Origin of the sequence: Ferrovibrio sp., assembly GCF_025869515.1 — a bacterium.
Taxonomy (GTDB): Bacteria; Pseudomonadota; Alphaproteobacteria; order Ferrovibrionales; family Ferrovibrionaceae; genus Ferrovibrio.
On sequence record NZ_JAOZVR010000099.1, the window covers coordinates 1 to 26,353 of the forward strand.

Consider the following 26,353-nt stretch of genomic DNA (forward strand, 5'->3'; position numbering starts at 1 on the left):
TGACGGTGACGCAGCTGAGGGCGCTGGGCAGCGACACCCTGTCGGTGCTGGATACCACCCAGACCCAGGCCCTGACCGCAGCGCAGATCACCGGGCTGACCACGACGCAGATTGCCAATCTCGAAACCACCGATATCGGTGAGCTGACATCGACTCAGGTGAAGGGTCTCAGCGGGACACAAGTGGCCGCACTGGAAACCACCGACCTGATCGCACTGGATACCACCCAGGTTCAGGTGCTGAGCGCAATCCAGCTGAAAGCGCTGACCACGACGCAGATCGCGGCCTTCGAGAGTACCGATCTGCTGGACCTGACATCGACGCAGCTTGGCTCGCTGACCACGGCGCAGATCAAGGCGGTCAGCGAGACCGCCGTGGCCGAACTGACCTCAACGCTGGCAGCCGGGCTGACTTCGGCGCAGCTGGGCGCGTTGACCGCCACACAGTTCAGCGCGCTGACCACGACGGCCTTCGGCGGTCTGACCTCAACCCAGCTCAAGGGCCTGACGACGACCCAGCTCGGCTCGCTGGACAGCACGCAGTTTTCTGTTCTGAACGCGACGGCGATTACGGGTCTGACCGCGACGCAGATTTCAGCATTGAGCACCACGGCACTGAATGCGCTGGATACCACCCAGAGCAAGGCCCTGGCGGCCACGCAGATCGCCGCCCTGACCACGACGCAGATCGCCGGGCTGGACACCTCTGACGTGGCCGACCTGACCACGACGCAGCTCAAGGCGCTGACGGTGACGCAGCTGAGGGCACTGGCCAGCACCAATCTGGCGCAGCTGGACACCACCCAGGCCCAGGCCCTGACCGGAACCCAGCTGAGGGGTCTGACCACGACGCAGCTGAACGACCTCGATGTCGCAGATGTCGCCGAACTGAGCACGACCCAGATCGCAGACCTGAGCACGACCCAGATCAAGGGCCTGAACACAACGATCCTGTCGACGCTGGAGACAACCCAGACCCAGGCGCTGACCTCGGCGCAGATCGGCGCGCTCGGCACGACGCAGATCGACGTGCTGGACACCACGGTTTTCGCGGCCCTGACCACGACCCAGTCGAAGGGACTCACTTCGACACAGATCAGCTCGCTGGAAGACACCCAGTTCTCGGCGCTGAGCACGACTGCGATTGCCGGCCTCGCAGCCACTCAGCTCAGTGGCCTGACCACGACTCAGCTCGATACCCTCGAAACGACCGTATTCGCGGCGCTGACCTCGACACAGGTGAAGGGACTCACGACGACGCAGATCGGTGCCCTGCAGTCCACGCAGGTGACGGCGCTGAGCAACACGGCGTTGACCGGTCTGACCGGCACGCAGGTGGCGGCATTGAGTACCACGGCGCTGAATGCGCTGGATTCCACGCAGAGCAAGGTGTTGTCGGCCGTGCAGATCGCCGCGCTGACCGTGACGCAGATTTCCTCGTTCACCACCGAGGATGTGGCCGATCTGACGACGACGCAGATCAAGGGATTGACGGTCGCGCAACTGCAGTCGCTGAGCAGCGAAAATCTGTCGCAGCTCGATACCACCCAGGCCCAGACCCTGACCGGAACCCAGCTGAGGGGCCTGACCACCACTCAGATCAACGAGTTGCAGATTGCGGATATCAACGAACTGACGTCTGCGCAGTTCGGTGGTTTGAGCACGACGCAGATCGTGGCGTTGAGCAGCACAAGCCTTGCCGGCCTCGATACCACCCGCGCGACCGGACTGACCTCGGCCCAGCTGGGCGCGCTCACCACCACGCAGCTGGACGAAGTGACCACCACCTTGCTCGGCGCGCTGACCGCAGTGCAGGTGAAGGGGTTGACGACGACGCAGGTCGGTTCGCTGGAAGATACCCAGGTCGCGGCCCTGAGCACCACGGCATTCGCCGGTCTGACCTCGGTCCAGCTGGGGGCGCTGACCACGGCGGTACTTGATGTCCTGGACACCACGCAGCTTGGGGTGCTGACCGCGGCCCAGGTAAAGGGCCTGACGACGACGCAGGTTGGCGTACTGGATGAAACCCAGGTGGGCGCCCTGAGCAATACCGCGCTCGCCGGCCTGACTTCTGCGCAGCTCGGCGCCCTGATCGAAACCGGCTTCAATGCTCTTAATACGACCCAGGTGCAGCTGTTCAGCGCCGCGCAGATTGCGGGCCTGACCGCCACCCAGATCGGGTTCCTGGATGCGGCCGATATGAGCGAGTTCAGTGTCGCGCAGATTGTGGCGATCTCGTCGACTGCGATTTCGGCCCTGACGACAACCAATATTACCGCGCTGAGCACCACCCAGGCCAATGCGCTGACCGAGAATCAGATCCTGGGCTTCAACGATCAGCAGGTCGAGGCCTGGCTGGCAGCCCTCGATTAAGGATGCGGAGAGAATTCTTGTCTCGGCGCGCGGCTTCCCTTAGAGATTCAGCCCGGCAATGGCTGGGATGCAGGCTGCAAATGCGGGATTTTGCCAAGCGAGAGACTGGCGACAGGCCAAAATGGCCGGTCAGCCACGGAGGATGTCATGAGTGAGGAACGGACGGGCAGGGGGCTGGAGCCCGCAAGGACTGCCGGGCTGCTCTTCAAGTTCCATGGCAGACGGGCACTCAAGATCGCCGCGAACCGGGCCACCATGCTGGCCGAGGATGGCGACCGCGACGGCGCCATCGAATGGCTGCGCATCTCGGAAGCGGTTCGCGACCTGCTGAAGCGGGAAACCAAACAGTAAGCATTGGCGCTTAGAACGAATAATAACGGGTAGCGCCCCGCGATAGTCAGACAAGGCAGGATAGTATGGTCATACCCGGTTCGTTCCACGCCCTTACCAATGCCTCGGTCCGGGTCAAGATCGTCGATATCGGCGCGAACCCGATCGATGGCGCGCCGCCTTATGCCACGCTTCTGCGCGGCGGCAATGCCGATATCGTCGGCTTCGAGCCCAATCCGGACGCGCTGGCCAAACTGAATGAGCAGAAGGGGCCGACCGAAACCTATCTGCCGCATGCCATCGGCGATGGCAAACGCCACACGCTGAATCTCTGCGCCAGTTCGGGCATGAGCTCGCTGCTGACGCCGAATCCGGAAGTGCTGGGCCTGTTCCACGGTTTCCCGCGCTGGGGCGAGGTCGTCTCGACCCTGGATGTCGATACCAAGCGGCTTGACGATATTCCGGAGACCAAGGGTATCGATCTGGTGAAGATCGATATCCAGGGCGGCGAGCTGATGGTGTTCCAGAATGCCACCGCGCGGCTGGCCGATGCCCTGGTGATCCAGACCGAAGTCGAATTCCTGCCGCTCTATGTCGATCAGCCGCTCTTCGGCGATGTCGATGTCTTCCTGCGCAGCCAGGGGTATGTCTTCCATCGTTTCTTCCCGACCGTCAGCCGCACCATCCAGCCGATGCTGGTGGAGAACAACATCTATGCCGGGCTGAGCCAGACGGTGTGGGCGGATGCGATCTTCGTGCGCGATTTCACCAAGCTGTCGCGGCTCGATCCGCGCCAGCTGCTGGCGATGGCGGCGATCCTGCACGATTGCTACCAGTCCTACGATCTGGTGCTGCATATCCTGCTGGAACATGACCGGCGCACCGGCCTGGCCGTCGCGCCGACCTACATGACAAACCTGACCAAGCCAGCGCCGGCCGCGGCCGGCTGATCGGTCTCGGGTGGGGGATGGCGGACAGGGTGAAAATCTAACTCCGCGCAAGGCTGTGAACCGGCATGCAAAAAGACCTCTAAAATAGCTGCATTCTGCGCGGGTCTGTGCACTTGCCTGTTGACGCATGACGATCTTGTGCAACAGAATGAAGCCGGCAAAGATGGGCTGGCAAATGGGCACCCGCAAGAAAGAGCGTCTCAGCGCAGTAGGCATCGGCAAGAAAAAGCCCGGCATGCACGCGGACGGCTGGGGCCTTTATCTGCGCGTGACGCCCGGCGGGGGCAGAGCCTGGATTTTCCGCTACCGGATGGAAGGTCGCACGACGGCGCGCGACATGGGCTTAGGCCCGTGGCCCGTTGTTTCGCTGGCAGATGCCCGAGCCGAGGCGCTACGGCTGCAGCGGCTAAAGCGGCAGGGAATAGACCCCATAGAGGCCGCGCGCGCTGAGAAGGCCGCCAACGCGGCAGAGAACGCCAGCGGCATGACATTCGAGGAAGCCGCAGGCCGGTATGTGAAGGCGCATGCCGCCGGCTGGCGCTCGGCCAAGCATGCGAAACAGTGGGACGCCACCCTCCGGCTGTATGCCTTCCCGAAATTCGGCCGGGTGCAGGTCCGCGCGATCGACACGGCCATGGTTATAAACGCGCTGGAGCCGATATGGGCCACGAAGACCGTGACCGCCGCCCGCCTGCGCGGTCGGATTGAGGCGGTTCTAGACTGGGCAGCGGCGCGCGGACTCCGCACTGGCGACAACCCGGCGCGGTGGAGCGGCCACCTTGCGAACCTGCTACCGGCGAAAGGGCGGGTGAAGCGCACGCAGCACCATCCTGCCTTGCCCTATGCCGAGATCGGCGCTTTCGTGGCCGAGCTGCGTAAGCAGGATGGCGAGGCAGCCCGCGCGCTGGAGTTTGTGATTCTGACAGCGGCGCGCACAGGCGAAGCCATCGGCGCGACATGGGCCGAGATCGATCTTAAGACGGCGGTCTGGACCGTGCCGGCTGACCGTATCAAGGCCGGGAAAGAGCATCGCGTCCCGCTGTCGGGTCGCGCGGTCGAGATACTGAGACAGACGCCCGAGGCGCTGCGCACCGGCTATCTGTTTGCCGGCCGTGGCAAGGCCGCGCCGCTGTCGAATATGGCGATGCTCAAATTGCTGGAGCGGATGGGCCGCGACGACCTGACGGTGCACGGCTTTAGAACGTGCTTCCGCGTGTGGTGTAGCGAGCAGACCAACTTTGCGCGCGAGGTTGCCGAGCAGGCTCTAGCGCACGCCATATCCGACAAGGTCGAGGCAGCCTACAGGCGGACTGATCTATTCGACCGCCGGCGCCAGATGATGGACGCATGGGAGCGATTCATTGAGGCCCCAAAGGCGAAAGCCGGGAAGGTGGTTGAGATCGGCGCCAAGCGGCGCAGATAGACCGCGCCCGGCGGAACCGGGCATAGACGGCCCCGGCGGGTGTTACGAGCACCGCACCGAGGCCTGACCACAACCGAGCGTATGGAGCGCAAGGACATGGCCACCCAACAGAATACTACCCCCCGGCGCGGGGGCAAAGTGCAACCGGCTGCCCAGATTCCAGACGACCGCGTCTTTTGCCGCGGGTTTCTGTTCGGGCTGCTCGCCAGCCCCGACACCCTTGACCCTTTCACCTTGCGGCAAGCCGAGCGTGCCGGCGCGGCCCTGGCCGCTGGCGATGCCGACGCACCTATGGCATTCGCCGTGCGCCACTGGCGATCTCGTGGCGTGAACCCGCGCGGCACCCTCGGCCGGCGCATGACGCGCATATCTGACCACCTCAGCCGCGACCGGGACCGGCAGTACTACCTCGACCGGGTAGAGCTTCGCGTTTTCGAAATGCTGGCCGAGATCGGTGGTCCCTATGACGCGGCCTGATCCGGCGCCACACGCCGAAATCATGGCCGACGCCAGCGTTGACGACATAGCCGGCGCGGCGGCATGGGCGGCATGGGTGCAGCCTCCCGCCGGGCGGGCATTCTGGCAGGCCGGCACGCTGCCGGTAATGAGTGGCAACGCGGCCGAGCTGCACGCCATCGCACACGGCCTGCGCGCCTTGTCCGATGCCGGCGGCCTTGCGGGCGAGATTGTCGTGATGAGCGATAGCCGGACCGCGCTCGGGAGTATCCTGGGCGCGCTGCCGGCCTCTTCAACAGCCGTGGCGGACTTGCCGCCCATCGATGCCGCGATGGCTCCAGCGGCCACGCAGGCCGGACTGCAGGCCGTGCGCGAGCTTGTGCGGGGCACAGGCGCTCGGCTGGTGTTGCGCCATGTCCGTGGCCACCAGGCCGGCGGCGGGGCAGGCTGGCTCAATGCGAGCTGCGATTTCCTCGCGCGGTCGACCATGCGGCGCGCAAGAGACTCACAACAGCGCCTGGCCGCCTAACCCCGATTTGTGAGGCGTTACCAGATATTGAAAATCGGTCGCCGCAACAACAAAACCTAGAAACGTCTCGGGAAGAGAATAGGGGGCCGATTGTTGCGGCTCCCTATTTCTGTGTCATATCTGAATTTACTGCATGTATCTGCGTGCCAACACGTCACAACCACACAAAGGAAACCGCATGGAGCCTTTAACCTACACCATCGAAGAGGCCGCGTCGGCCGCGCGGATCAGCCGGCGCTCGCTTTACAACAGGATCAACAGCGGCGAGCTATCGGCGCGGAAAAACGGCGCGCGGACCATCATCCTCGCCACCGACCTGAAAGCCTGGCTCGACTCACTGCCGGCGTACAAGGTGGAAAAAGCCTAGAGCGTATGGCCGGTTTTTTCCTTATGCCGCGAGGATGGCAAGACCACCCCGCATGGCGAGGCGAGCCCTTTAGCCGCGCGCAAGCATGGGTATGGCTGATCGAAGAGGCCCGCTGGAAGCCGACGAAAGTCAGCATTGCAGGCAAGACGGTCGAGCTGCAGCGCGGCGAGCTTTCACACTCAATCCGGTTCCTTGCTGAGCGGTGGGGCTGGGGGAAGGGCGTCGTAGAGCGATTCATCGGCCGTTTAAAAACCGAGACACTAATCGAGACGCGAAACGAGACAGGCCAACTCATCATAAGTATCTGCAAATATGATGAAATGCAGGCTTCACCAGACGAAACCGAGACAGTAAGCGAGACACCTTTATGGACAGCACCGGGACAGCACCGGGACAGCACCGGGACAAAGAAGAATCAAGGTAATGAAGGTAATGAAGGGAACCAGACTCTAGTGGTCGCCGATGATGCTGTGCTGGCATTCAACGCATGGAACGAAATGGCTGAGCAGTATGGCCTTGCCAGGGCGGCAAAGCTTACGGACGAACGGCGCCAAAAGCTACGCCGCAGGCTGGCAGATGCCGGCGGCTTGGATGGCTGGCGCTATGCACTCAGCAAGGTGGCGGCGGCTGGGTGGATGCACGGCCAAAACGACAGCGGGTGGCGAGCGGATTTCGATTTTCTGCTGCAACAGAAAAGCTTCACCCGGCTGATGGAAGGCGGATACGACCGCGCACCATCTAAAAACCGCCCCAGCGGGAATGCCTTTACCACCATGGACGGCAGGAGTTTTTCATGAATCAGCTTTCGATACCCGCCGCACAATCACTATGGACCGCGCTACACGCGGAAGATGGCGCGGGCAACTGGATGCCGCCGGCGCAGCCATCCGGCGCCATGCTTAGCCAAGCCCGAACAGCGTTGGCAGCCATGCCTACGCGATTGCAGCCAGCAACGAAACAAGTAAAAGCGGATTGGCTGATTGCGCTGGGTATCGCTACAGCCGGACAAATGACGGCAGACGACGCGGAACGCAAAGTTTCACTCTACATCGATATGCTCGACCATGAGGCGGGCTGCTTCTCGAAAGACAGTCTCCGAGCCGCAGCCGGCGCCTTTAAATGGTTCCCGAGCTTTGCAGAGGTCAAGGCTGTGCTTGACGCTGAGCGGTTCCGTCTACGCAAAGAGGCCGCGAGGCTGAAACGCCTGCTAGAGCCCCGCGCCTTGCCGCCTGGCAACCCGGCACCTGTGACGCCGGAGAGCATCGCCGCCCGCGAGGCCGCTATGAGAAAAATTGGGATACTGTGAACACACAAAAACCCTTTTCACCCGAAACCCTGGCCGAGCGCTGGGGCTGCAGCTCGCGCCACGTCCGCACCCTACTCAAATCCGGAAAAATCAAAGGCTTTCAGCTCGGCGGCAAACTATGGCGAATCAGCGCCGCCGAGGTCGAGCGTATCGAAGCCAGCGGCGATAATGAAACGCAGTGAGGGTGGTGAATGTCCGATGAGGGTAGGCCACGGTATCTGTTGCTCAAGGCGGCGGCACAATATTTGTCGATCAGCCCGCAAACACTGCTTCGGCTCGTAAAAGCAGGGAAACTGCCGACGCCCACGTATCTGTCACCGAAACTGCCGCGATGGGACAGAGACGCGATCGACGCCACGATGGGGAAGAAGCCCGCCGTGGTCGACTGGTACGCGGCCGAAATCGGCTGGAAAGCAGAATACCCCCCGGGGGATCCCGAGTATCCAGCGGGTATGCGCCAAATGCCGCGCATCGGGCCAAATTTCTGCTCATGCGAATTAAATTTTAGGCGCCAATAAATTCAGCCGGACAACAAAACAAAAAACTCGAGGGGGCCTCGTTTGTCCTTAAGCCGGGCCCCCTATCTGAGTTTCGCGGCGTCACGCGCGAGTTTTTAGTTTTGTTGTGAGGCCCGGAAAACCAGCAAATTTAGCCAATCCTCTAGTGCATTCCGTTAACGGCAGTTTTTTCTATTGCAGTTTCTTCGTTTGTGTAGTTCAATCGAAGAAAGTTCAAAAGGAAGCCATATGATTGCTAGACGATTCGAAGATGCGGTGCGCCGCTTCAGCCCATTCTCACAGTCCACGATCGACCACACTGCCAGGCAACTGCGGGAAGCAGGGATGCTGCCAATCGGTGGTCGAGGAAACGCAGCGCCTGAGATCACGCCTCAACACGCAGCCTCATTCCTGGCAGCCCTCGCGGCGCCGCGTCTGATCGAGGCCGCATCATTTGCAGCGAAAATCAATCGCATGAAGCCGACGAACGGAGACGAGTACGGCTTCGCTGGCGCTCGAACGTTCGGCGACGCGTTCTCCGCAATCCTCTCAGACGATAAGCGCCGGCTGGCTGTCGCCAAAGTGCAAATTTGCCGAGACTGGCCTTATGCAGCCATCCATTTCAAAAGCGAAATGGATAAGCCTGTCTACGAATTCGGCTTTGTTGAGAAGTCCGCAGCGCAATCCGAGGGAGAGTTCACGCACCCAATCAGTACATACGTTCAATACAACGGCGGCGTCCTTCAGGGATTTGCAATGGAGCTGGCGGGAAATACCGGCCATGACGCCACGCTGATAGGTTGAAATTTAGTGCCATCCCGGACCTCTACGGCGTCGCGTGCCGCGCCGAGTATACCAAGGCTGGATCGAAACCCGGGAAGGCAGAGTGACAAAGGAAATCCGGCCGAGGCCGCAAAATTTGGAGCGTTGAGAAACGCCCCGCCAACCCGCCGCGCAGGGATGCGCCGCAGCTCAGTGCCAGCCGGTTCCGATGTTCGGGCCGGCTGGCCCGATAGAAGGACGAACGAATGAACATTTCCCAGCGTACAGAGGCCGCCATCCGGCGCGCATTCACCAAGCACGGCGGCGACGTGTCTCTGATCGCCGTTGCACGATCCGGCGCAACCGATGCCGAGCTGAAAAAGTTTCGCGCTGAAATCCTGGCCGCATCCGGTGAAATTTTGGCCGGGGCCGAAGCGGAAAATCGAGACCTCACCAAGCCCGAAACCGACGATCTCGAAGACATGCGCATGCTGGCGTCTGTGCTTCGCGCCGAAATCGACCTTCGTGATGAGCGCAGCTCCGCAGGCACCGTCGACATGAGAGGCATACTCCCCGACAGTGACGGCGGTTCCGGCAACCGTGAGACCACCGGCCACCGTTTCGTGGACGTGAAAACAGGCGCCGCCGTGCGGGCGCTCGGCCGCAAGGACAGCTTCGCCCAGGCTATCGGAGCAAACCAGCGTACCGGAATCAGCTTCGGCGACTTCGCCGCGCGAGTTATTACGGGCCGAGCCAGCCCCGAGGCGGAAAGCGAATTTCGCACGATGGCGATTTCGCCGAGCAGCTCCGGCGGTTATGCCGTGCCGGCTCCGCTGTCGGCGCAATTCATCGACAAGATGCGGAAACAGGCTGCTGTCGTCCGCGCCGGCGCACTGGTCGTTCCCATGACATCAAACACACTGACATTCGCCAAGAATGCCGGTGACCCGACTGTCGGATGGAAAAGCGAGAACTCGGCATTCAGCGCCAGCGACATGACGCTCGATGCTGTGACGCTTACCGCGAGGGTGATCGGCGGTTATGTCAAAATGAGCAACGAACTTTTCAACGACGCCCCGAATATCGGCACCGCCGTAGAAAATGCGCTTGCCCAGGGCTGCGGCCTGGAACTCGATCGCGTCTGCCTGGTCGGCAGCGGTGCCGCGCCGGAACCGCGCGGCATCTACGAAACGAGCAACGTCAACAGCTACACACTTGACGCGGCGCTTACCAACTATGACCCGGTATCCCGCGCGGTGCAGCTCGTGCGCGAGGACAACCACGAACCCACGGCCATGATTGCGGCGCCGCGAACCTATGGCGAATTTGATCGCCTGAAGGACACCACGAACCAGCCGCTGCAGCCGCCGAAATCGTTCACAGACCTGCAGCACTACGCGTCGGGCAATGTCCCCACAGACATGGATACCGGCGGCAGCCCGGCCAATCAGACTATTGCATTTGTCGGTGACTGGTCGAACGTGGTTATCGGCCTGCGAAACGATATCGAGCTTCTGGTTACCAACACCGGAGGCGACGGTACGACGTCTGGCATCACGCACTATCAGGTTTTCGTTCGTGTGGTCATGCGGGCCGATGTCGCGCTCTTCCACCCGGAAGCTTTTGCGATCATCAAGAAAATCTGGCAGACCTCCTAATCATGTCCGGCGAGTGGGTAGGCTCCGTCGCGCCGAGCATGCTGCTGCCGGCCGCAAGTATGCGGTCGGCAGCTATTGCCAGGCGCCTGAGTGCGAAGCGCGGCAGTGATGGGGCTCGATCTTGAACCGTCACGGCATCGTCAAACCGCGCCCCGCCAACCCGCCGCCTTTCGCCCCCGCGACCGATGAACCGTTACCCGAGTTTGTCGAGTGGTTCTGCACGCAGGGGCCATCGCTCCCGATGGCGCCGCAAGATGGCATCGCCTGGGCAGGCGACATATCTGGGCTGTTGCTCTATCGCTCCGGCCAATTCCAGGCGCAGCTATTCACCTTCCCGCCCGGCACCGTAATACCGCCGCACCGTCACCCGAACGTCGACAGCTTCGATATGTTCGTTTCTGGCGACCTGACCATTCGCAAGAACGGCAAGCCGATCTGCCCCTGCGATTTTTTCAGCCAGACAATCGACGGCCTGCCGCGCCTGCGCGCTGTCGGCTTCCATATCGGCCCCGAAGACTGGCACAGCGGCGAAGTCGGCCCGCGCGGCGCTGCGTTCCTGTCATTCCAGCACTGGCAGGGCCTGGAGCCCAGCACAATAGGGCTCGACTGGGAAGGACAGCCGGCAAACGAACAGCATGGGGAGCAGTTAAGCGCCCCACCCTATGCGAAGGAGATCACCTAATGTCGCGCGGAATTACTACTGACATGCAGGCGTTTGCCGAGGCGGTATCGAAACGGCCAATCCTGCTGTTCGAGATGGAAACGAACGCGGGCGCGGTGCGCGCATGGTCCGGCCTCGGTACGATCACCTGGGCCGGCAAAGAATTTGTCGGAGTCGGGGCCTTTGGTAGTGTCTCAGCACCCGAAGAAACGACCGACCTCAAAGCAACCGGCGCCACCTACATGCTCTCTGGTGTCCCGACTTCTCTGATTTCCTCGGTTGCCGTCGACATGCGGCAGGGCCTTCCGGCGCGGTCATGGCTTGGTGGTCTGACAGAAGACGGCCGGATCATCGCGGATCCGATTGTCTGGGATGAAGCTACGGTCGCGGTGCCGGCGACAGATGACGGCGCCGAAACCTGCACAATTATCGTCAGCACCGAATCGCTTATGGCAACCCTTCGGCGCCCGCGCACCATCCGCATGACCCCGGAAGATCAAAAGATCAGGGACGCCACGGACACGGGGTTCCGGTATGTCGCCAGCCTACAGGATCGCACCATCGTCTTGGGGAAATCATGATCCGATACGAGAATTGGCCCGAGCGATTGAGCAACTACATCGCAAAGCGCAAAGACGACCCGTTCGCCTGGGGTGTAAATGACTGTGTTCTGTTCGCTGCGGACTGCATAATCGAAATGACCGGCCTCGACCCGGTTCCGCCACTTCGCGGAGGCCCCACGACCGCGCTCGGCATGGCGCGGCGCATGCAGGACGCCTATGGGTCGGCGGACGTCACCGAGGCCGCGCGCGCGGCCGGCGCAGTGGTCGGCTTCCCGGAAATATCATGGACCTTTGCCCAGCGCGGCGACGTGGTGCTGCTGGAGAATTCTGGCCGGCCGTGCCTCGGCATCTGCGGCGGCATGATGGCATACGCGCCTGGCCCCGAGCGCATCATGCAGGTTCCCATGCGAACCGCGCTGCTGGCATGGCAGACCGCGCGCCAATAACCAACTTGACCACGAAAGGAAACGGTATACCAGGCAAAGAAAAACCCCGCGGGTGGGGCGTGTCGGTTTTTGTCATCGGTCATTGTTTGCAAGGAAATACTTCAAGCAATCGAACAAGGAGGGCAATTTCTATGTTGCTGTCCGGTTTCGCAACACCACTCCGTATCATGTCATTAATCCAGGCTGTGAAATTTGTACCTTGAGCGATGAACGCTTCTGGCGGGCAGAACATTTTGGCTGAGTAATTCATTAGCCAGTACCCACGCCCCACGCCGGATATATATGCCTGCATCAATGCAGCAGAATTACCGCCAGCTTCCATTGTTTTTTGATATGCCTCTACGTTCACCTCTGCTTTGGCCGTGCTGAAGATCGCCAGCAGGATGAGTGTGCAAATAGCTATCCTCATGCTTCCCCTCGGCTCATAATGAAAAGCCCCGCGGAGCGGGGCTTTTTTATCGACGCAATGGCCCAAGCATATCAAGGGCGTGATCAACGTCATCACTTCCGCGGGAACAGGTCGCGCGGTAGGGCCGACTGTCGGATCATGGAGCTGAAATTCTTCGCCATAACGTCGTCGTTGTCATTGCCGGAGGCCGTGACCAGTCGCGTCTTGCCGTCGATGAAACCCTTGTAGTGGCGGTGGCCGCCGGTATGGCGGTGAAGATCAAAGCCGTTATCGAGGAGGATTCGAATAAAGTCCCGATACTTCAAGCAGGGCAGGGTAGGGTGAATTCGGCGCGACCTTTCGCGCCGTTTCGCCCATCCCAAATCGAGCGCAGAACATGCCATGCAAACTTGAGCCGCATGCTCAGCGGCGATCTGCGTTCCATCAAGTGCGCACGTTCTTCGACCGGGAGTTCGTGGACGATCTCAAGATATTCGCGAATAGCGACCTGTAGGCTGTCGATCACTTCCCGGAAGTCACTGCCCTGTACGGCGAGATCGAAATCGAGGCAGACAGCTTCCCATTGGCCGGGCTGTCCCTCTGCATAGCAACGTAGAATCATGTTCTTCATCAGGCACCGTCCTTGTTTGCTTCTGGTCGGTTCCCCCCCAGGCACGCCACCATGCGAACCCAGACTGACCTTTAGGCGGTACTGGGTCGTACTCTACACTTGACCCGTCGCCAAGCAAGCCGTGCTTTATGCTTACGAGGCATGGAGCCTATGCGAATCCTGAGGCTTGGACCGGTAACAGACTGTTAAACCCATGTGTTGCAAGGGCCTATAATCGTCCAGTGGCATTGCATAACGCTGTGCTGGCGGTCACGGTTCCGCCGGTCCATAACCACAAAATCTGGTGATTGGCACTTGGAACCTGGCCTAGGGGATGGGCCCTTACGATTAATCATTCTTGCGACTCCGGCAAGCAGCGCATGCTGTGGTCAGAGGGGCGTACACGGTTCGCAACTGTGCAGCCGGTCGAGGCTGAAACGCACCCGGTGCGCTTTTGGCGAACGTCGTTCGCCGATCGCCGGGAGGCTGCGAACACTGCTCGCACTATCCTATGAATATGAATGGTTTAAAAGATGGTACAGGGACTAAAATATGCATAAGTAATTGATTTTTATGGCATACTGGCGGACAGGGTGAGATTCGAACTCACGGTACCCTTGCAGGTACGGCGGTTTTCAAGACCGCTGCCTTAAACCACTCGGCCACCTGTCCAGCGGCCGGGTTTTACCGCACCGACCGAACAGCGTCGAGGGTTCTGCCCTGCCTAGCCGGCAGAGGTCCGTCCAAGCGGCACCGAACCGGCCAGCAGGCCTTCCACCAGATCGAAGGCCCGGCCCCAGGCGACCTGGATGGCACTGTCGGGGCCTGGTTCCAGAATACGTTCCACCGACCAGGCGAGCGCCGCCCGGGCGGTCTGGAATCTGGGGTCGCCGGCGCCATACAGGCCATACTGGCGGGCGAGGGCGGCAACCGTCTGGGTCAGGCGGGGCAGGTCGTCGAGCTGCTGCACGATGTCGGCCAGGGCGAGCAGAAGCTGCAGCCGCTGCGTCACCATATTGGAGACCAGTTGCGGTCGCCGGATCTGTGGATCCAGTGCAATGGCGCGGGCATAGAACATCTCGGCCAGGCGGTCACGATTGGTGGCCAGAATCTGGAATGTGGCGCGCACCAGGCCGATCTGCGCCGGCGTGAGAATCCAGCTCTTTACTGTCGATGGAATACAGATGCCGTCCGGTCCGATTTCCGTGTCGGCGCATTGCAGGGCAAGGGTCGGTCTCATACCCGCACCAGACGCATCAGATCGAAATGGCGGGTTGCGCCAATCTTGCGATACAGCGAGCGGCGCTGCACCTTCAGGGTGTTCACGCTGACATTGAAGCGCAGCGCGATATCCTTGAGCTGACCGCCTTCGGTCAGCGCGCGGGCCAGCCGCATCTCCGCCTTGGTCAGATTGTAGCCGGCCAGCGCATCATCGGGCGTCGCGATTCCATTCAGCAGCGGATCGGTGATCTCGATAGCCGCCGCGATCTCGTTCTCCTCAAAATGCATGCTGCGGCCGACCACCGGGAAAATCCACAGCGCATAGGGCGGCTTGCCGTCGCCGCGTCGAACGACTGCCGAGCCGCCGGTGGCTGCATCCATGATATTCGGATTGACGGCGATGTCGGCCAGACAGCTGCGCGTCAGCAGGTGCCGCAGGCGCTGGTTGTCATCCGTATCGATGGCCTGCAGATGGCCCTGCGACAGGGTCAGACCGTCATTGAGACGCAGGATGCGTTCGGCTTCCTTGTTCATCGAGACGATACCGCCATGACGGTCGACGCAGATCAGGCCCTTGCCCTTGGCGTCGAGATATTGCTGGCTGATATCCTCGTAGCGGCTCAGTCCGATGCAATGCGAGCGGATACGGAAAGCCAGCGTGAGATGCGGCAGCAGATCCTGGATCGCGGCGATTTCACAAGCCTCGAAAGCCGTCGTGCGCGGTGAGCGATGCAGCGCGATATAGGCGGCGCGACCATCGCCGACCTTGAAGACGGACCCGAGCAGGTGCCGAATGCCGTAATGCTTCAGGTAGTCGCAGTAGAATTCGGTCTTCTCGAAATCATGTGCGGACATTACCTGCTGGCTGGCCATCGCGCGTCCGATATTCTCGCGCTTGAATAGCACCGGCCGCAGTGGGCTGACCCTGGCATAACGGCTGCTGTAGCTTTCATACCAGCTTTGGTCGAAAGCCTGGCTGGTATACTGCACGATCGGCTTGCCGGTACGTGTGTCGACAGTGGCCAGCGAGCAGTTCACCGCATCGAATGACGACGTCAGTATACGCAGCACATCGGCCCATTGGCCGTATTCAATCGTTCCCGAATACAGATGCGCAAGCAGGCGCGACTGCTGATCGGTCGTGATGTGACTCATCTTGAACCACCCCCACCTCGATACGGTGCAGCAACCCGGCCTTTCCAGGCCTGTCTCCCCATTGGAGTTTTTGTTTGCTGCGCGATCTGCGTTGCGCCGGACAGAGTTGGCGCGACGAACGGCGGCGGCTGTATAGTGCAGATAACCGCGCGACGCCAGTAATTTTCATTTTGAGCAGGGCGTATTTCTGGTTTCTTTATTGCACCCGTACATTCAGGCACAAGAAATACGCAGCTTTTGCCATTGATGGGGAAGTATTCGTTTCAATTGCTTCAGTCTGAAGCAGATTAGAAACACTATAATTTACTTCTTGGCGCCTGCCGCAACGGCAGTGTTCGACTTCTCGATCAGTTTTTCCAGGCGATCGACGGTCATGCGCAGGGTCGAGGTTTTCATCATCAGTTCGCCGATGGCCTGTCGGTCGGCGGCCGTATTGCGTTCCATCTCGGCGATACGCGCGCCACGGCGCTGAAGTTCGGATGCGCTCCAGCGATACGCCAGCGCCTGCCTGCGATGCGCCGCGACCAGCTGCAGGATGATGAATACCGCACCGGGAATCCCGATCAGCATAAAGGCGAGAATAAGAAAAAAGATGCTCATTGCTGCCCGTCTGCAGGCCGGTCTCGCCCTGTGCGGGCGGCTGCCGCTGCTAGCGGGCATTTTCGGACAGACGGGCGCATATCGCCATAGTCCTGGGGGACTAGACGGGGGATTTCGGTCATCTCTGTCTAATGGGGGCCGGGCAGCACCAGCACAGATGGTTTTGCTGGCAGGGTAGTTCTCGAAATCAGGGTTGAGGGGCTGGCGTTCAACTTAATGTCATGACTGTCGCGCAGGCGGACAAGAAAGCGTTCCAGCGTGCTTTCGCTGAAATAGTGCATCGGAATCACCAGCGGCGGCGCCACCTGGGTGATCACTTCCTGCATGTCGAAGATGTTCAGGGTAAAGCCGCCATCGACCGGGACGAAGAGCACATCGATCTTGCCCAGATCGGCAAGATGCCCCGGTGTCAGCTTATGATGCAGATGCCCCAGATGCGCGATGCAGACATCGGCGGTGTCAAAAATGAAAATCGAGTTTCCGTCATATTCGGTGTTGTTGCCGTAGTTGCGCAGATTGGTCGGCACATTGCGCACGCGCATGTCCTTGTATTGCACATTATGGCGTGCAGGTTTGTCCTGATAGGACCAGCCGCGCAAGACATGACGGATGCCGGCTTCCGGGCTGTCGGTGTAATGCGTGCTGTGCGCGTAATTCATCGTAACGATATCCGGCCGCAACGGCGGTCGGATGTAATCGTTGTAGTCGGTTGCCGCGGTCACGCCCTGCGGCGTTTCCAGCAGGAAGGTGGAATGGCCGATGAAGGTGATGCGCGTCATGTTGGCCGGCACCGCCGCCGGCTGAAAGCTGGCCGGGATCAGGCGGGCCGGCACCGTGGGCGCCGCGCGCTCGTGGCGGGCTACCGCACCGAGGCACGCCGCCTGCAGCCGTTCAGGTATAAGCATGATCGTGAAACTGAAGATGGCGGCAAGCAAAGCGGAGCAACGCAGCATGACGATCACCTCAGATTTTTGGGGGCAGGGATCCTGATTTTTGCAAAACCGATAGTTGCCAGAGTGGCGTGTAACGCCGCGGTTTGCGCTGGGTGGTCCTCGACCAGAAGGATATTCGGGCTTGCCAGATCAAGAGCCATGCGCCGCCTTTCCCGAGACGATATCCTTAAATATTAGACGGCGTGCGGGGAGCTGGAAAAGCTGGAATCAGATAGGCCAGATCACTTCCGGCACAGCGGCAGTTCGTAGACCAGGATATTTTCCTGCAGCCGGGCGTAATATTTGAAACCTTTCCACTGCTCTTTTTTCAGCCGTTCCATGATGTCATAGGTGCTCTTGCACACGGCTTCATTGGTCTGGAGCGGCTTCATCGTCGCCACGGTGGCATCGGTTTCCCATTGCTGGGCCTGGCCCCGGTTGGGGAAAATCCGCCCCAGGGCAGTCCTGCGCAGTTCGACGGCAGCGCGCAGGCGATCGCCGTTTTCCTGGTCGAACAGGTACCAGTCGTCCAGATAGGCCTGACCACCCGGATCGATCTGGGCGCAGCGGCGCAGAATTTCACGGATCTGGATGCCGGTGCGCACCTCGGCCTCGGCCTCGGCTTCCTTCTGATTGAAGCAGGCGGTATTCGACCGCGCGGCGCGATCACGCCCGGGCGCCTGACCCTGTGCCCATGCCGAAGCCGCGGCAACCAGTGCGAATGCCATCGCCAGCAGAATGCTGCTACGCTGCATAGTCAGCATCATCGCACCGCCGGCGGCAAATCGGGCAGCGCTGCGTCTTCGGCCAGAGCCAGTACGGAGTCGATGAAGGTGGCCGGCGCGGCGATGCCGCCATATTCAAGCAGCATGGCTGCCTTGGCCCGCATGGCGGTTTCGTCCAGCGGATTTTCCGGATCGCCGAAAGCATGCTCGCGTTCAGCGCTCAATTCGGTGCCGTCGCTCAGTGTCACGGAAACATGCGCGCCCCAGGCCTTGGGATAGCGCTGCACGAAGGGCGCCGTCGCCGCGATCTCGACACGGGCAGCCGTCTCGGCCAGACGCGTGCGGGCATCCGCATCGAAGCTGTCGAAATTGATGTGGCCGTCGGTGACTGCGGCTGCAGCGGTATGCTGCAGGGAGAATTTCGCCTCGTATTCGCTGCGCGGCGCGATGCGGTCGCAGACATCGAGGGCAGCCTGATAGGTGCCAACCTGGATGTGCTCGATCCTGCGGTTGCCGATCCGTGGTGCCAGCGACAGGCCGGCATCGATGACGGGATGCGTATGGCGGCAACTCGGCCACGGCTTGATCGAGGTGAGACGCAGCTGCCAGGGTGCGTCGGGCTCCGCCAGCAGGCGCTCAGGTTGCGCATCGCTGCAGGTTGCCTTGAAGAATCCCTTGTCGCCTTCGAGAATATGCGGCGGTCCAGAAAAGCCGCGGGCGGCGAGATCGGCCGCCAGCAGGCCGGATTCGGCGGCACGGCCAGCGTGCAGATGCTTGCTCATCGCACCAGTATCGAGGAACTGCCACAGGCCCGAGGATTGCGTGCCGGCATTGCCCAGCGCATGCGTCATGGCCGCATGATCGAGGCCGAGCAGATTCCCGGCAGCATAGGCAGAGCCGAACGGCCCGCAGGTCGCGGTGTTGTGCCAGATGCGATAATGCGCCGGCCCTACTGCCATCCCGACGCGGCAGCAGGCTTCAAAGCCACGTAACACGGCGGCCAGAAAGGCATGCCCGTGCAAGCCACGTCGCCGGGCCAGCGCATAGGCGGCCGGCACCACGACGCAGCCCGGATGCACCACCGATGCGCGATGCAGGTCGTCGACTTCCAGGATATGCGTCAGGCCGCCCAGCAGCATGGCCTCGCGCCCGGCGGTCAGCGGCTCGGCGGCGGCCCAGTCGAGCAGGATGGCGCCCGGCGCGCTTTTGCGGCCGGCCAGCGCATTGGCCAGGGCATCCAGGGTAAAGAGCGCAGCGCTGCGATAGTCATCCGGCTCTATCGGCCGGGCGGCGATCAACGCGGCGAGGCGACTGGTCAGCGACGACATCGATACGGAAAGCGGGGCGAGGGCGGTCATGCCTATGCCTGCAGGGTTCAAACCACGGTCGATTGATATTTAACACTGCCCCCCGCAAAGTGACATATTCGGCTTGCCCGAATCGCACTCTGAAGGCGGCCACCCATGTTGGGACAGTTTCTCGCTATTTTCACCAACCCGGGCAGCCTGCTTTTCGCCCTGTTGCTGCTCGCTCTGCCGCTGTCATGGTGGCGGGCAACCCGTCGGGCCGGAATGATCCTGGGGTCGTTCACGCTGACGGTCGTCGTGGTGATCGGCCTGTTGCCTCTGAATGACTGGCTGTTGCGCCCCCTGGAGGACTATTTTCCAAGTCCTGAACTGCCGGCCAGGGTTGATGGCATCATTGTGCTGGGGGGGGCGGAACGGCCCGACATCATGGCGGTGCGCGGCTGGCCGGAATTGAACGGCAATGCGGACCGGCTGATAGCCTTTGTCGATCTGGCGGCCCGTTATCCCGCAGCAAAGCTGGTTTTCAGCGGCGGGGCGGCGGTACCCCACGAGCAGGGCGAAGTGAGCGAAGCCGACGTCGCCGCGGTCGTCTTTGCCAAATTGGGGCTGAATCCCGGCCGGGTCATTTTTGAGCGGATGTCCGGCAATACCATCGAGAATGCACGGCTTTCCCTGGCGCTGGCCCGGCCGCAACCCGGCGAGTTCTGGCTGCTGGTCACCTCGGCGCGGCATCAGCCGCGAGCGGTGAATTGCTTCAATGCCGTGAACTGGCCGGTAGTGCCTTACCCGGTCGATTTCCTGACCGGTAAGTCGGGCGATTTCGAGTTTTCGCCGATGCGTCGGCTTTCGGGGCTTAATTTTTTGGTCAAGGAATGGCTCGGCTTGGCATGGTACCGGCTTGCCGGCCATACCCGCGATTGGCTGCCGCCGCGCCGGACGGCAGACGCAAAGCCGTGAGATGTCACACCCCGGACCTTGGCGAATCCGGCAGCTTTAGGTTAACACGTTGATCGATTTGGAATTTGTGGATTCGGAGGATTAAGGATGCGAAGCTGGCGGCTGGCGGTCGTACTGCTGGGTTTCGGGCTGGTCGTGGCCTGCGGCTGGCGCCCATCCGGGCAGCCCCGTGAAGGATCCGCTGCTACCCAGTCTGCCGCCGCCGCCACGCCAACGACGCCTGCCGCCTCACCGGTGGCCAGCCCGACCGCTGCGGCGGTGTCGGCAGCTCCGGCCCAGGGGGGGGCTGCAACCGAGGCGATCACGCCATTCAACCGGGCCGAATTCGAGGCCTTCCTGACTGAGGTGCGCAGCGAGGCGCTGCAGAAGGGCATCAAGCCCGATGTGGTCCGCACCGCGCTGACCGGCGTTGAGCCGATCATGCGTATTATCGAGCGCGACCGCAACCAGGCCGAATTCAAGCTCAGCTTCGCGACCTATCGCGATCGGGTGATCACGCCAGCCAATGTGCAGCGCGGTCAGAAGCTGCGCGATGACAACCAGGCGCTGCTGCGTCAGGTGTCGCAGCGTTACGGCGTGCAGCCGCGCTTCGTGCTGGCGATCTGGGGTATCGAAACGCGCTATGGCGCGGTGAAGGCCGATGTGCCGCTGGTGCACTCGCTTGCCACACTCGCCTTCGACCGGCGCCGGTCCAGCTATTTCCGCAACGAGCTGTTCGCGGCACTGACCATGCTCGACCGTGGCTTTATCGATTTTCCGACCATGAAGGGTTCCTGGGCGGGGGCCATGGGCCAGCCGCAGTTCATGCCGACCAGTTATCTGGCCTATGCCGAGGATTTCGACGGCGACGGCAAGCGCGACATCTGGACCAACACCGGCGACGTCTTTGCCTCGATCGGTAATTACCTGGGCAAGCACGGCTGGAATACGGCGCAGACCTGGGGCCGCGAAGTGCGGATTTCCGCGGACCTGCAGAAGCGCCTGGGTGAATTTGCCCGGGAGGGGCGCTCCGGCTGCCGCGCGATCGACCAGATGACGCGGGACATGAGCCTGGAGGACTGGAGTCGGCTCGGCGTGCGGCGGGCCGATGGGGGCGAGTTGCCCAAGGTGCAGCAGAGCGGTGCTCTGGTACAGCCGGATGGAGCGGGCGGGCCGACGTTCCTGGTCTATGGCAATTACCGCTCGATCCTGCGCTACAATTGCGCCCATCACTATGCTTTGACGGTCAGCCTGCTTGCCGACAGGCTGGGTGATGGCTAAAATACCCCATATCTAGACCATGAAGCGCCGTCGGCACGCCATCCCTTGCTTAACCCGGGGGGCTCGGGGGGACTCCCGAACCGCTGGGCAGCCCCGTGTCCGGACGCTGCGGATGGTCGCGTCTGCTTTGCTGTTGCTGGGCCTGTCGGCCTGCGCCGAGGCCACCCTGGTCAATCACGCCGGCAAGTCCGTGATGCGCAGCGACCAGCCGACCCAGGCGGCGATTGCCAAGGGCGGCATCTACAAGGTCGGCAATCCCTATCAGATTAACGGCGTCTGGTATTACCCGAAGGAAGACCCGAATTACGACGAGACCGGCATCGGCTCGTGGTATGGCGAGCAGTTCCACGGCAAGTTCACCGCCAACGGCGAAACCTTTGACATGAACGAGGTGACGGCGGCGCATCCGACTTTGCCAATGCCGTCGCTGGTGCGCGTCACCAACATGGAAAACGGCCGCTCCATCGTCGTGCGCATGAATGACCGTGGCCCGTATGCCAACGGTCGTGTTATCGACCTGTCGCGCCGCAGTGCGCAGCTGCTCGGTTACGAACGGCAGGGCACCGCCAAGGTACGTGTGCAATATCTCGGCCCGGCGCCGCTGAGCGGCGATGGCGCCGGCACCCAGCTTGCCTCGCGATCCGGAGCCGATGAGCGACCGTCCGCGGCCCCGCGCGGCGGCGTATCGGCCGAAGCGTTGCCGCCGCCTCCAGGTGCGAAAGGCAAGAGTGCCGATGTGGTGAGACCAGCGCAGGCGCAGCCATCGGCAATGGAAGTGCTTGCCGCGCAGAATGCACAGAACCCGCAGGCCAGCTTGGCCGCAGCGCCGGTCAGCAAGACCGAGCTGAACCAGCAGCGCGTGGAGACCGGCCCGGCGCGTGGCGGACAGATTTATGTGCAGGTGGGAGCATTCACGCTGCACGAGAATGCGCATAAGCTGGCGGCGCAGATGTCGCTGATCGGCCCGGCCAATGTCAGCTCGACCTTCGTCAGCAAGCAGGAATTTTTCCGCGTCCGCCTCGGCCCGTTCAATCAGGTGTCGGCAGCGGACCAGGCGTTGCAGCAAGCGATCAATAACGGACAAACCAATGCGCGTATCGTTGTGGAGTAAGTATGCCGTTGCCGCAGTTGCGGCATTGATCGCAGTCGTTTCATCCGGCCCTGCGACAGCGCAGCTTGGCCAGGTTGAAACTCAGGCGCGGCAAATGATCCTGATGGATTACGATACCGGCACCTCGATCTTCGAGAAGAATGCCGACGAGTTGATGCCGCCCTCCTCGATGTCGAAGCTGATGACCGCCTTTATGGTGTTCGAACAGCTTGAAGCCGGCAAGCTGCGCATGGACGACATGTTGCCGGTCAGCGAAAAGGCCTGGCGTATCCAGGGCTCGAAGATGTTCGTGCCGATCGGCGGTCGCGTTAAGGTGGAAGACCTGCTGCGCGGCGTGATCATCCAGTCGGGCAACGATGCCTGCATCGTTCTGGCCGAAGGCATTGCCGGCACCGAGGAGCGCTTTGCCGAGCTGATGACCGATCGTGGCAAGCAGATCGGCCTGAAGAACACCACCTTCCGCAATGCGTCCGGCTGGCCCGATCCGCAACATCTGACCACCGCGCGGGATCTGGCGATCCTGGCCAGGCAGATCATCGCGCGCTTCCCGCAGTATTACCATTTCTACTCCGAAAAGGAGTTCACCTACGGCATCGACGGTGCGACCAAGAAGCCGATCACGCAGGGCAACCGCAATCCGCTGCTCTACAAGGATCTCGGCGCCGACGGCCTGAAGACCGGCCATACCGAAGCGGCCGGCTATGGCCTGACCGCTTCGGCCAAGCGCGGTGACCGCCGGCTGATCATGGTGTTCAACGGCCTGAAGAGCATGAACGAGCGTTCGCGTGAAGCCGAGCGCCTGCTCGAGCTCGGCTTCAGCCAGTTCGACAATTACAAGCTGTTTACCGCCGGCGCCGTGGTGGACGAGGCCGATGTCTGGCTCGGCGATGCACCGCGCATTCCGCTGGTGATCGACCGCAACCTGGCGCTGACCCTGCCGCGCCAGACCAAAGGCAATATCAAGGTCACGGTGTCTTACGATAATCCGATCCCGGCGCCGATTGTGAAGGGCACCCCGGTGGCCACGCTCACTGTGGCGAACAAGGAAGGCACCCTGACGGAGGTGCCGCTGCTGGCGGGTGCGGATGTGCAGCAGCTGGGCTTCAGTGGTCGCATCAGCGCCGCCGTCAGCTATCTGCTGTGGGGCGCGAAGAAGCAGTGACCGCGTCGCGCGGCCGCTTCATCACGCTGGAAGGCGGCGAGGGCGCCGGCAAATCGACCCAGGCGAAACGTCTGGCTGCGGCCCTGGCGGCGCGTGGCGTCGAAGCCGTGCTGACCCGCGAACCGGGTGGCACGCCGGGCGCCGAGGATATCCGCGCACTGCTGGTTACCGGCGATCCGGCGCGCTGGGATGCGATGACCGAAACCCTGCTGCATTATGCTGCCCGCCGTGCCCATGTCGAAAAGATGGTGAAGCCTGCTTTGGCGCGCGGCACCTGGGTGATTTCAGACCGTTTTGCCGATTCGACGATGGCCTACCAGGGTTATGCCGGCTCGGTGGGACGCGACGCTGTGGCCGGTCTGCATAAGCTGGTCCTGGGCGATTTCCAGCCCGATCTGACCCTGGTACTCGATCTTCCCGTGGAGACCGGGCTGCAGCGGGCCAGACAGCGCATGCAGGGCCAGGTACAATCCGCGGCGCTGGCCGAGGACCGCTACGAGCGCATGGGGCTGACGTTCCATGAGAGCCTGCGCGCCGCTTTCCATGACATTGCGGCACGGGAACCGCAGCGCTGCCGCCTGATCGATGCCGGCGGCGATCCCGACCAGGTGGCCGCCGCCCTCTGGCAGGCGGTGGCGGCAAAGTTTAACCTGATCCCATGAGCGATTTCGATCCGCAGGAAGCGGCCTCCTGGGCGCCGCGGCACAATGCTGCCCTGTTCGGCCATGATGCGGCCGAGGCGGCGCTGTTGGAGGCTTGGGCTTCAGGTCGGCTGCCGCATGCATGGATGATCACCGGGCCGCGCGGCGTCGGCAAATCGACCCTGGCTTTCCGCTTCGCCCGCTTCCTGCTGAAGCACGGTCCGGCCAGTAGCCTCGATGCCGGGCCGAGCCTGTTTGGCGATGCGCCGGTGCTGCCGGATACGCTGGCGGTAGCCGAAGACGATGCCGTGTTCAGCCGCGTTGCCAATGCCGGGCATGCCGATCTGATCACGGTGGAGCGCAGCTGGGACGACAAGGGCGACCGCTGGCGCGGCGACATCGTGGTGCAGGACGTGCGCGCGGTGATCGACCGTTTCGGCAAGACGGCGGCCGAAGGCGGCTATCGCGTCTGCATTGTCGATGCTGCCGACGACATGAACGTCAATGCCGCCAATGCGCTGCTGAAGATTCTGGAAGAGCCGCCGCCGAATGCGGTGCTGCTGCTGGTCAGCCATGCGCCCGGTGGCCTGCTGCCGACGATCCGCTCGCGCTGCCGCCGGCTGGCACTGAAGCCGCTGGACGAGGCGGCGATGCAGCAGGCGCTCACCGGGCTGCTGCCCGATCTCGATGCCGCCGAGCGGCGCGGTCTTGGCGTGCTGGCCGAGGGTTCGCCCGGCCGGGCGGTTACGTTGGCCGCCCAGGGCGGGCTGAAACTGTTGCATGGCCTGCTCGATATGGTGGGCCAGTTGCCGAGGCCCGATATGGCCAAGCTGCATGCGTTCGGCGATGCGCTGGCGCGCGACCGCAGCGGCGCCGGTTTTCAGCTGATGACCGATGTGTTTCGCTGGTGGCTGGCGCGGCTGGTTCGGGCGTCGGCGGCGGGCCGGATCGGCGGCAGCGGCTGGGCCGAAATCTTCCCCGGCGAGACCGCTTTGGCCCAGCGACTCGCGCAATGGCAGGGCCCGGCCCGCTGGGCCGAGGACTGGGAACAGCTGGGTCGCTTGCTCGCCCGCGGGGAATCGGTCAATCTTGATCGCAAGCAAATGCTGCTCAATCTGTTTGCCGCGCTCGCACGGTCGGCTGCAGCACGCTGAAGCCGGCCGACATGATCGGGTAGGGGGAGTTTCATGGCCAAGGCCGCCGTCGGCGCCACCGCGCCCGATAGTTTGGAAAAGATCGAACTGCTGAGCGAGCTCAGCCCGGCTGCGCGCGTCGAAGTGGAGCGCGCCTGCCAGTGGCGCCGCTTCGCTGCCCATGAGCAGATTCTCGACCGCAACAGCGACAGCCGCGATGTGTACTTTGTCGTCGACGGCACTGTCGAGGTGGTGAACTTCTCCGGCAATGGCCGCGAGATTTCCTATGCCCTGGTTTCGGCCGGCAGCTATTTCGGCGAGATCGCCGCCATCGACGGCGAGCGCCGTTCGGCCAGCGTGGTGGCGCAGACCACCTGCCGGCTGGCCGCCCTGCCGCCCAAGGCCTTCGAGGCACTGGTGGCGCGCGAACCGATGGTCGGCCTCAAGGTGATGAAGCGTCTGACCGCCATCATCCGGGCCAACAACGAACGCATCATGGACCTTGCCACGCTGGGTGCGATCCAGCGTGTCTATCGCGAGCTGCTCAAGCTGGCCCGCAAGGATCCGCTGAACAACGACGGCTGGATGATCTACCCGATGCCGAAGCAGCACGAGATCGCGCGCCGCGCCGCCACCACGCGCGAGACGGTGGCGCGTGTGCTTGCCAACCTGCTGCATGGCGGACAGATCACGCGCAAGGACAAGACCTATTACCTGACTGACCGCGCCGCACTGGAACAGGCCATCGTGCGCCTGGATGTGCGGCAGCACGGCCACGGCCTGGCTTAAACACCGTACCTGTCATCCTGCAATACAAGTGATGCTGCGCCG

The 26,353-nt window shown here is 62.2% G+C and carries 31 protein-coding genes, 1 tRNA gene and 1 pseudogene; 23 read left to right on the forward strand and 10 right to left on the reverse strand.

Annotated features, from left to right (window positions below; translation table 11 throughout):
• The 15 genes and pseudogenes from OJJ21_RS16960 to OJJ21_RS17030 form a co-directional block, all read left to right on the forward strand.
• Positions 1–2,372: pseudogene (locus tag OJJ21_RS16960) on the forward strand (heme utilization protein); the annotation flags it as partial.
• Between the two features lie 147 nt (positions 2,373–2,519).
• A complete protein-coding gene (locus OJJ21_RS16965) occupies positions 2,520–2,723 on the forward strand; it encodes a hypothetical protein (RefSeq protein WP_297688024.1) in 204 nt (67 codons plus the stop codon).
• Between the two features lie 65 nt (positions 2,724–2,788).
• Complete coding sequence (locus OJJ21_RS16970) at positions 2,789–3,652, forward strand: FkbM family methyltransferase (RefSeq protein ID WP_297688025.1); 864 nt, start codon at positions 2,789–2,791, stop codon at positions 3,650–3,652.
• Positions 3,653–3,827: 175 nt separating this feature from the next.
• The gene (locus OJJ21_RS16975) at positions 3,828–5,075 is read left to right on the forward strand and encodes a site-specific integrase (RefSeq protein ID WP_297688026.1); all 1,248 of its coding nucleotides are present in this window, start codon (positions 3,828–3,830) and stop codon (positions 5,073–5,075) included.
• A 96-nt stretch (positions 5,076–5,171) separates the two neighbouring features.
• The gene (locus tag OJJ21_RS16980; RefSeq protein WP_297688027.1) at positions 5,172–5,552 is read left to right on the forward strand and encodes a hypothetical protein; all 381 of its coding nucleotides are present in this window, start codon (positions 5,172–5,174) and stop codon (positions 5,550–5,552) included.
• A 22-nt stretch (positions 5,553–5,574) separates the two neighbouring features.
• Positions 5,575–6,060 carry an RNase H family protein gene (locus OJJ21_RS16985; protein ID WP_297688028.1) on the forward strand — a complete coding sequence of 162 codons (486 nt, stop codon included), beginning with the start codon at positions 5,575–5,577 and terminating at the stop codon, positions 6,058–6,060.
• 133 nt (positions 6,061–6,193) lie between these two features.
• Positions 6,194–6,427 (forward strand): helix-turn-helix domain-containing protein, encoded by a 234-nt coding sequence (locus OJJ21_RS16990; RefSeq protein ID WP_297688029.1) that lies wholly within the window; start codon positions 6,194–6,196, stop codon positions 6,425–6,427.
• A gap of 5 nt (positions 6,428–6,432) precedes the next feature.
• Positions 6,433–7,224 (forward strand): hypothetical protein, encoded by a 792-nt coding sequence (locus OJJ21_RS16995; RefSeq protein ID WP_297688030.1) that lies wholly within the window; start codon positions 6,433–6,435, stop codon positions 7,222–7,224.
• Positions 7,221–7,733 (forward strand): hypothetical protein, encoded by a 513-nt coding sequence (locus tag OJJ21_RS17000; protein WP_297688031.1) that lies wholly within the window; start codon positions 7,221–7,223, stop codon positions 7,731–7,733. The genes OJJ21_RS16995 and OJJ21_RS17000 overlap by 4 nt, the downstream gene beginning before the upstream one ends.
• Positions 7,730–7,915 carry a helix-turn-helix domain-containing protein gene (locus OJJ21_RS17005; RefSeq protein ID WP_297688032.1) on the forward strand — a complete coding sequence of 62 codons (186 nt, stop codon included), beginning with the start codon at positions 7,730–7,732 and terminating at the stop codon, positions 7,913–7,915. The genes OJJ21_RS17000 and OJJ21_RS17005 overlap by 4 nt, the downstream gene beginning before the upstream one ends.
• A 564-nt stretch (positions 7,916–8,479) precedes the next feature.
• The gene (locus tag OJJ21_RS17010; RefSeq protein ID WP_297688033.1) at positions 8,480–9,034 is read left to right on the forward strand and encodes a hypothetical protein; all 555 of its coding nucleotides are present in this window, start codon (positions 8,480–8,482) and stop codon (positions 9,032–9,034) included.
• 224 nt (positions 9,035–9,258) lie between these two features.
• Positions 9,259–10,650: a phage major capsid protein gene (locus OJJ21_RS17015; protein WP_297688034.1), complete on the forward strand. Its 1,392-nt coding sequence runs from the start codon at positions 9,259–9,261 to the stop codon at positions 10,648–10,650.
• 121 nt (positions 10,651–10,771) lie between these two features.
• A complete protein-coding gene (locus OJJ21_RS17020; RefSeq protein ID WP_297688035.1) occupies positions 10,772–11,332 on the forward strand; it encodes a hypothetical protein in 561 nt (186 codons plus the stop codon).
• Complete coding sequence (locus OJJ21_RS17025) at positions 11,332–11,892, forward strand: hypothetical protein (RefSeq protein WP_297688036.1); 561 nt, start codon at positions 11,332–11,334, stop codon at positions 11,890–11,892. Before OJJ21_RS17020 ends, OJJ21_RS17025 begins: the two co-directional genes overlap by 1 nt.
• On the forward strand, positions 11,889–12,320 hold the full coding sequence (locus tag OJJ21_RS17030) for a hypothetical protein (RefSeq protein ID WP_297688037.1): 432 nt from the start codon (positions 11,889–11,891) through the stop codon (positions 12,318–12,320). Before OJJ21_RS17025 ends, OJJ21_RS17030 begins: the two co-directional genes overlap by 4 nt.
• Before the next feature lie 79 nt (positions 12,321–12,399).
• Here the strand turns inward: OJJ21_RS17030 and OJJ21_RS17035 are convergent, their stop codons facing one another.
• The 6 genes from OJJ21_RS17035 to OJJ21_RS17060 all read right to left on the reverse strand — a co-directional run bounded on the left by OJJ21_RS17035 (position 12,400) and on the right by OJJ21_RS17060 (position 15,694).
• Positions 12,400–12,822, reverse strand: coding sequence for a hypothetical protein (locus tag OJJ21_RS17035; protein ID WP_297688039.1), 423 nt, complete (start codon positions 12,820–12,822; stop codon positions 12,400–12,402).
• Positions 12,822–13,034 (reverse strand): type II toxin-antitoxin system HicA family toxin, encoded by a 213-nt coding sequence (locus tag OJJ21_RS17040; protein ID WP_297688041.1) that lies wholly within the window; start codon positions 13,032–13,034, stop codon positions 12,822–12,824. Before OJJ21_RS17040 ends, OJJ21_RS17035 begins: the two co-directional genes overlap by 1 nt.
• Positions 13,031–13,339 carry a hypothetical protein gene (locus OJJ21_RS17045; protein ID WP_297688043.1) on the reverse strand — a complete coding sequence of 103 codons (309 nt, stop codon included), beginning with the start codon at positions 13,337–13,339 and terminating at the stop codon, positions 13,031–13,033. The genes OJJ21_RS17040 and OJJ21_RS17045 overlap by 4 nt, the downstream gene beginning before the upstream one ends.
• Before the next feature lie 561 nt (positions 13,340–13,900).
• A tRNA-Ser gene (locus tag OJJ21_RS17050) sits at positions 13,901–13,990 on the reverse strand.
• Between the two features lie 52 nt (positions 13,991–14,042).
• On the reverse strand, positions 14,043–14,558 hold the full coding sequence (locus OJJ21_RS17055; protein WP_297688044.1) for a hypothetical protein: 516 nt from the start codon (positions 14,556–14,558) through the stop codon (positions 14,043–14,045).
• Complete coding sequence (locus OJJ21_RS17060) at positions 14,555–15,694, reverse strand: LuxR C-terminal-related transcriptional regulator (RefSeq protein ID WP_297688045.1); 1,140 nt, start codon at positions 15,692–15,694, stop codon at positions 14,555–14,557. The genes OJJ21_RS17055 and OJJ21_RS17060 overlap by 4 nt, the downstream gene beginning before the upstream one ends.
• A 74-nt stretch (positions 15,695–15,768) precedes the next feature.
• On the opposite strand from OJJ21_RS17060, the gene OJJ21_RS17065 reads away from it, so the two are divergent.
• Positions 15,769–15,975, forward strand: coding sequence for a hypothetical protein (locus OJJ21_RS17065; RefSeq protein WP_297688046.1), 207 nt, complete (start codon positions 15,769–15,771; stop codon positions 15,973–15,975).
• Between the two features lie 22 nt (positions 15,976–15,997).
• On the opposite strand, the gene OJJ21_RS17070 is transcribed toward OJJ21_RS17065, so the two are convergent.
• The 4 genes from OJJ21_RS17070 to OJJ21_RS17085 form a co-directional block, all read right to left on the reverse strand.
• Positions 15,998–16,294 (reverse strand): hypothetical protein, encoded by a 297-nt coding sequence (locus OJJ21_RS17070; RefSeq protein WP_297688048.1) that lies wholly within the window; start codon positions 16,292–16,294, stop codon positions 15,998–16,000.
• A 128-nt stretch (positions 16,295–16,422) separates the two neighbouring features.
• On the reverse strand, positions 16,423–17,247 hold the full coding sequence (locus OJJ21_RS17075; RefSeq protein ID WP_297688050.1) for an MBL fold metallo-hydrolase: 825 nt from the start codon (positions 17,245–17,247) through the stop codon (positions 16,423–16,425).
• Between the two features lie 221 nt (positions 17,248–17,468).
• Positions 17,469–17,981 (reverse strand): hypothetical protein, encoded by a 513-nt coding sequence (locus tag OJJ21_RS17080; protein ID WP_297688052.1) that lies wholly within the window; start codon positions 17,979–17,981, stop codon positions 17,469–17,471.
• An 8-nt stretch (positions 17,982–17,989) separates the two neighbouring features.
• The gene (locus tag OJJ21_RS17085) at positions 17,990–19,309 is read right to left on the reverse strand and encodes an MmgE/PrpD family protein (protein WP_297688054.1); all 1,320 of its coding nucleotides are present in this window, start codon (positions 19,307–19,309) and stop codon (positions 17,990–17,992) included.
• Positions 19,310–19,414: 105 nt separating this feature from the next.
• Here OJJ21_RS17085 and OJJ21_RS17090 point away from each other — a divergent pair, with 105 nt between their 5' ends.
• From OJJ21_RS17090 to OJJ21_RS17120, 7 genes are all read left to right on the forward strand, one after another.
• Positions 19,415–20,215, forward strand: a complete 801-nt coding sequence (locus OJJ21_RS17090) for a YdcF family protein (RefSeq protein WP_297688056.1) — start codon at positions 19,415–19,417, stop codon at positions 20,213–20,215.
• 87 nt (positions 20,216–20,302) lie between these two features.
• On the forward strand, positions 20,303–21,475 hold the full coding sequence (locus OJJ21_RS17095; RefSeq protein ID WP_297688058.1) for a lytic murein transglycosylase: 1,173 nt from the start codon (positions 20,303–20,305) through the stop codon (positions 21,473–21,475).
• Positions 21,476–21,587: 112 nt separating this feature from the next.
• A complete protein-coding gene (locus OJJ21_RS17100; protein WP_297688059.1) occupies positions 21,588–22,586 on the forward strand; it encodes a septal ring lytic transglycosylase RlpA family protein in 999 nt (332 codons plus the stop codon).
• Positions 22,564–23,748: a D-alanyl-D-alanine carboxypeptidase family protein gene (locus OJJ21_RS17105; RefSeq protein ID WP_297688060.1), complete on the forward strand. Its 1,185-nt coding sequence runs from the start codon at positions 22,564–22,566 to the stop codon at positions 23,746–23,748. The genes OJJ21_RS17100 and OJJ21_RS17105 overlap by 23 nt, the downstream gene beginning before the upstream one ends.
• Entirely contained in the window at positions 23,745–24,410 is a 666-nt protein-coding gene (gene tmk, locus OJJ21_RS17110) for a dTMP kinase (protein ID WP_297688061.1), read from the forward strand. Before OJJ21_RS17105 ends, tmk begins: the two co-directional genes overlap by 4 nt.
• A complete protein-coding gene (locus OJJ21_RS17115; protein ID WP_297688062.1) occupies positions 24,407–25,543 on the forward strand; it encodes a DNA polymerase III subunit delta' in 1,137 nt (378 codons plus the stop codon). The genes tmk and OJJ21_RS17115 overlap by 4 nt, the downstream gene beginning before the upstream one ends.
• 33 nt (positions 25,544–25,576) lie before the next feature.
• A complete protein-coding gene (locus OJJ21_RS17120) occupies positions 25,577–26,311 on the forward strand; it encodes a Crp/Fnr family transcriptional regulator (protein ID WP_297688063.1) in 735 nt (244 codons plus the stop codon).
• Positions 26,312–26,353 lie beyond the last annotated feature (42 nt).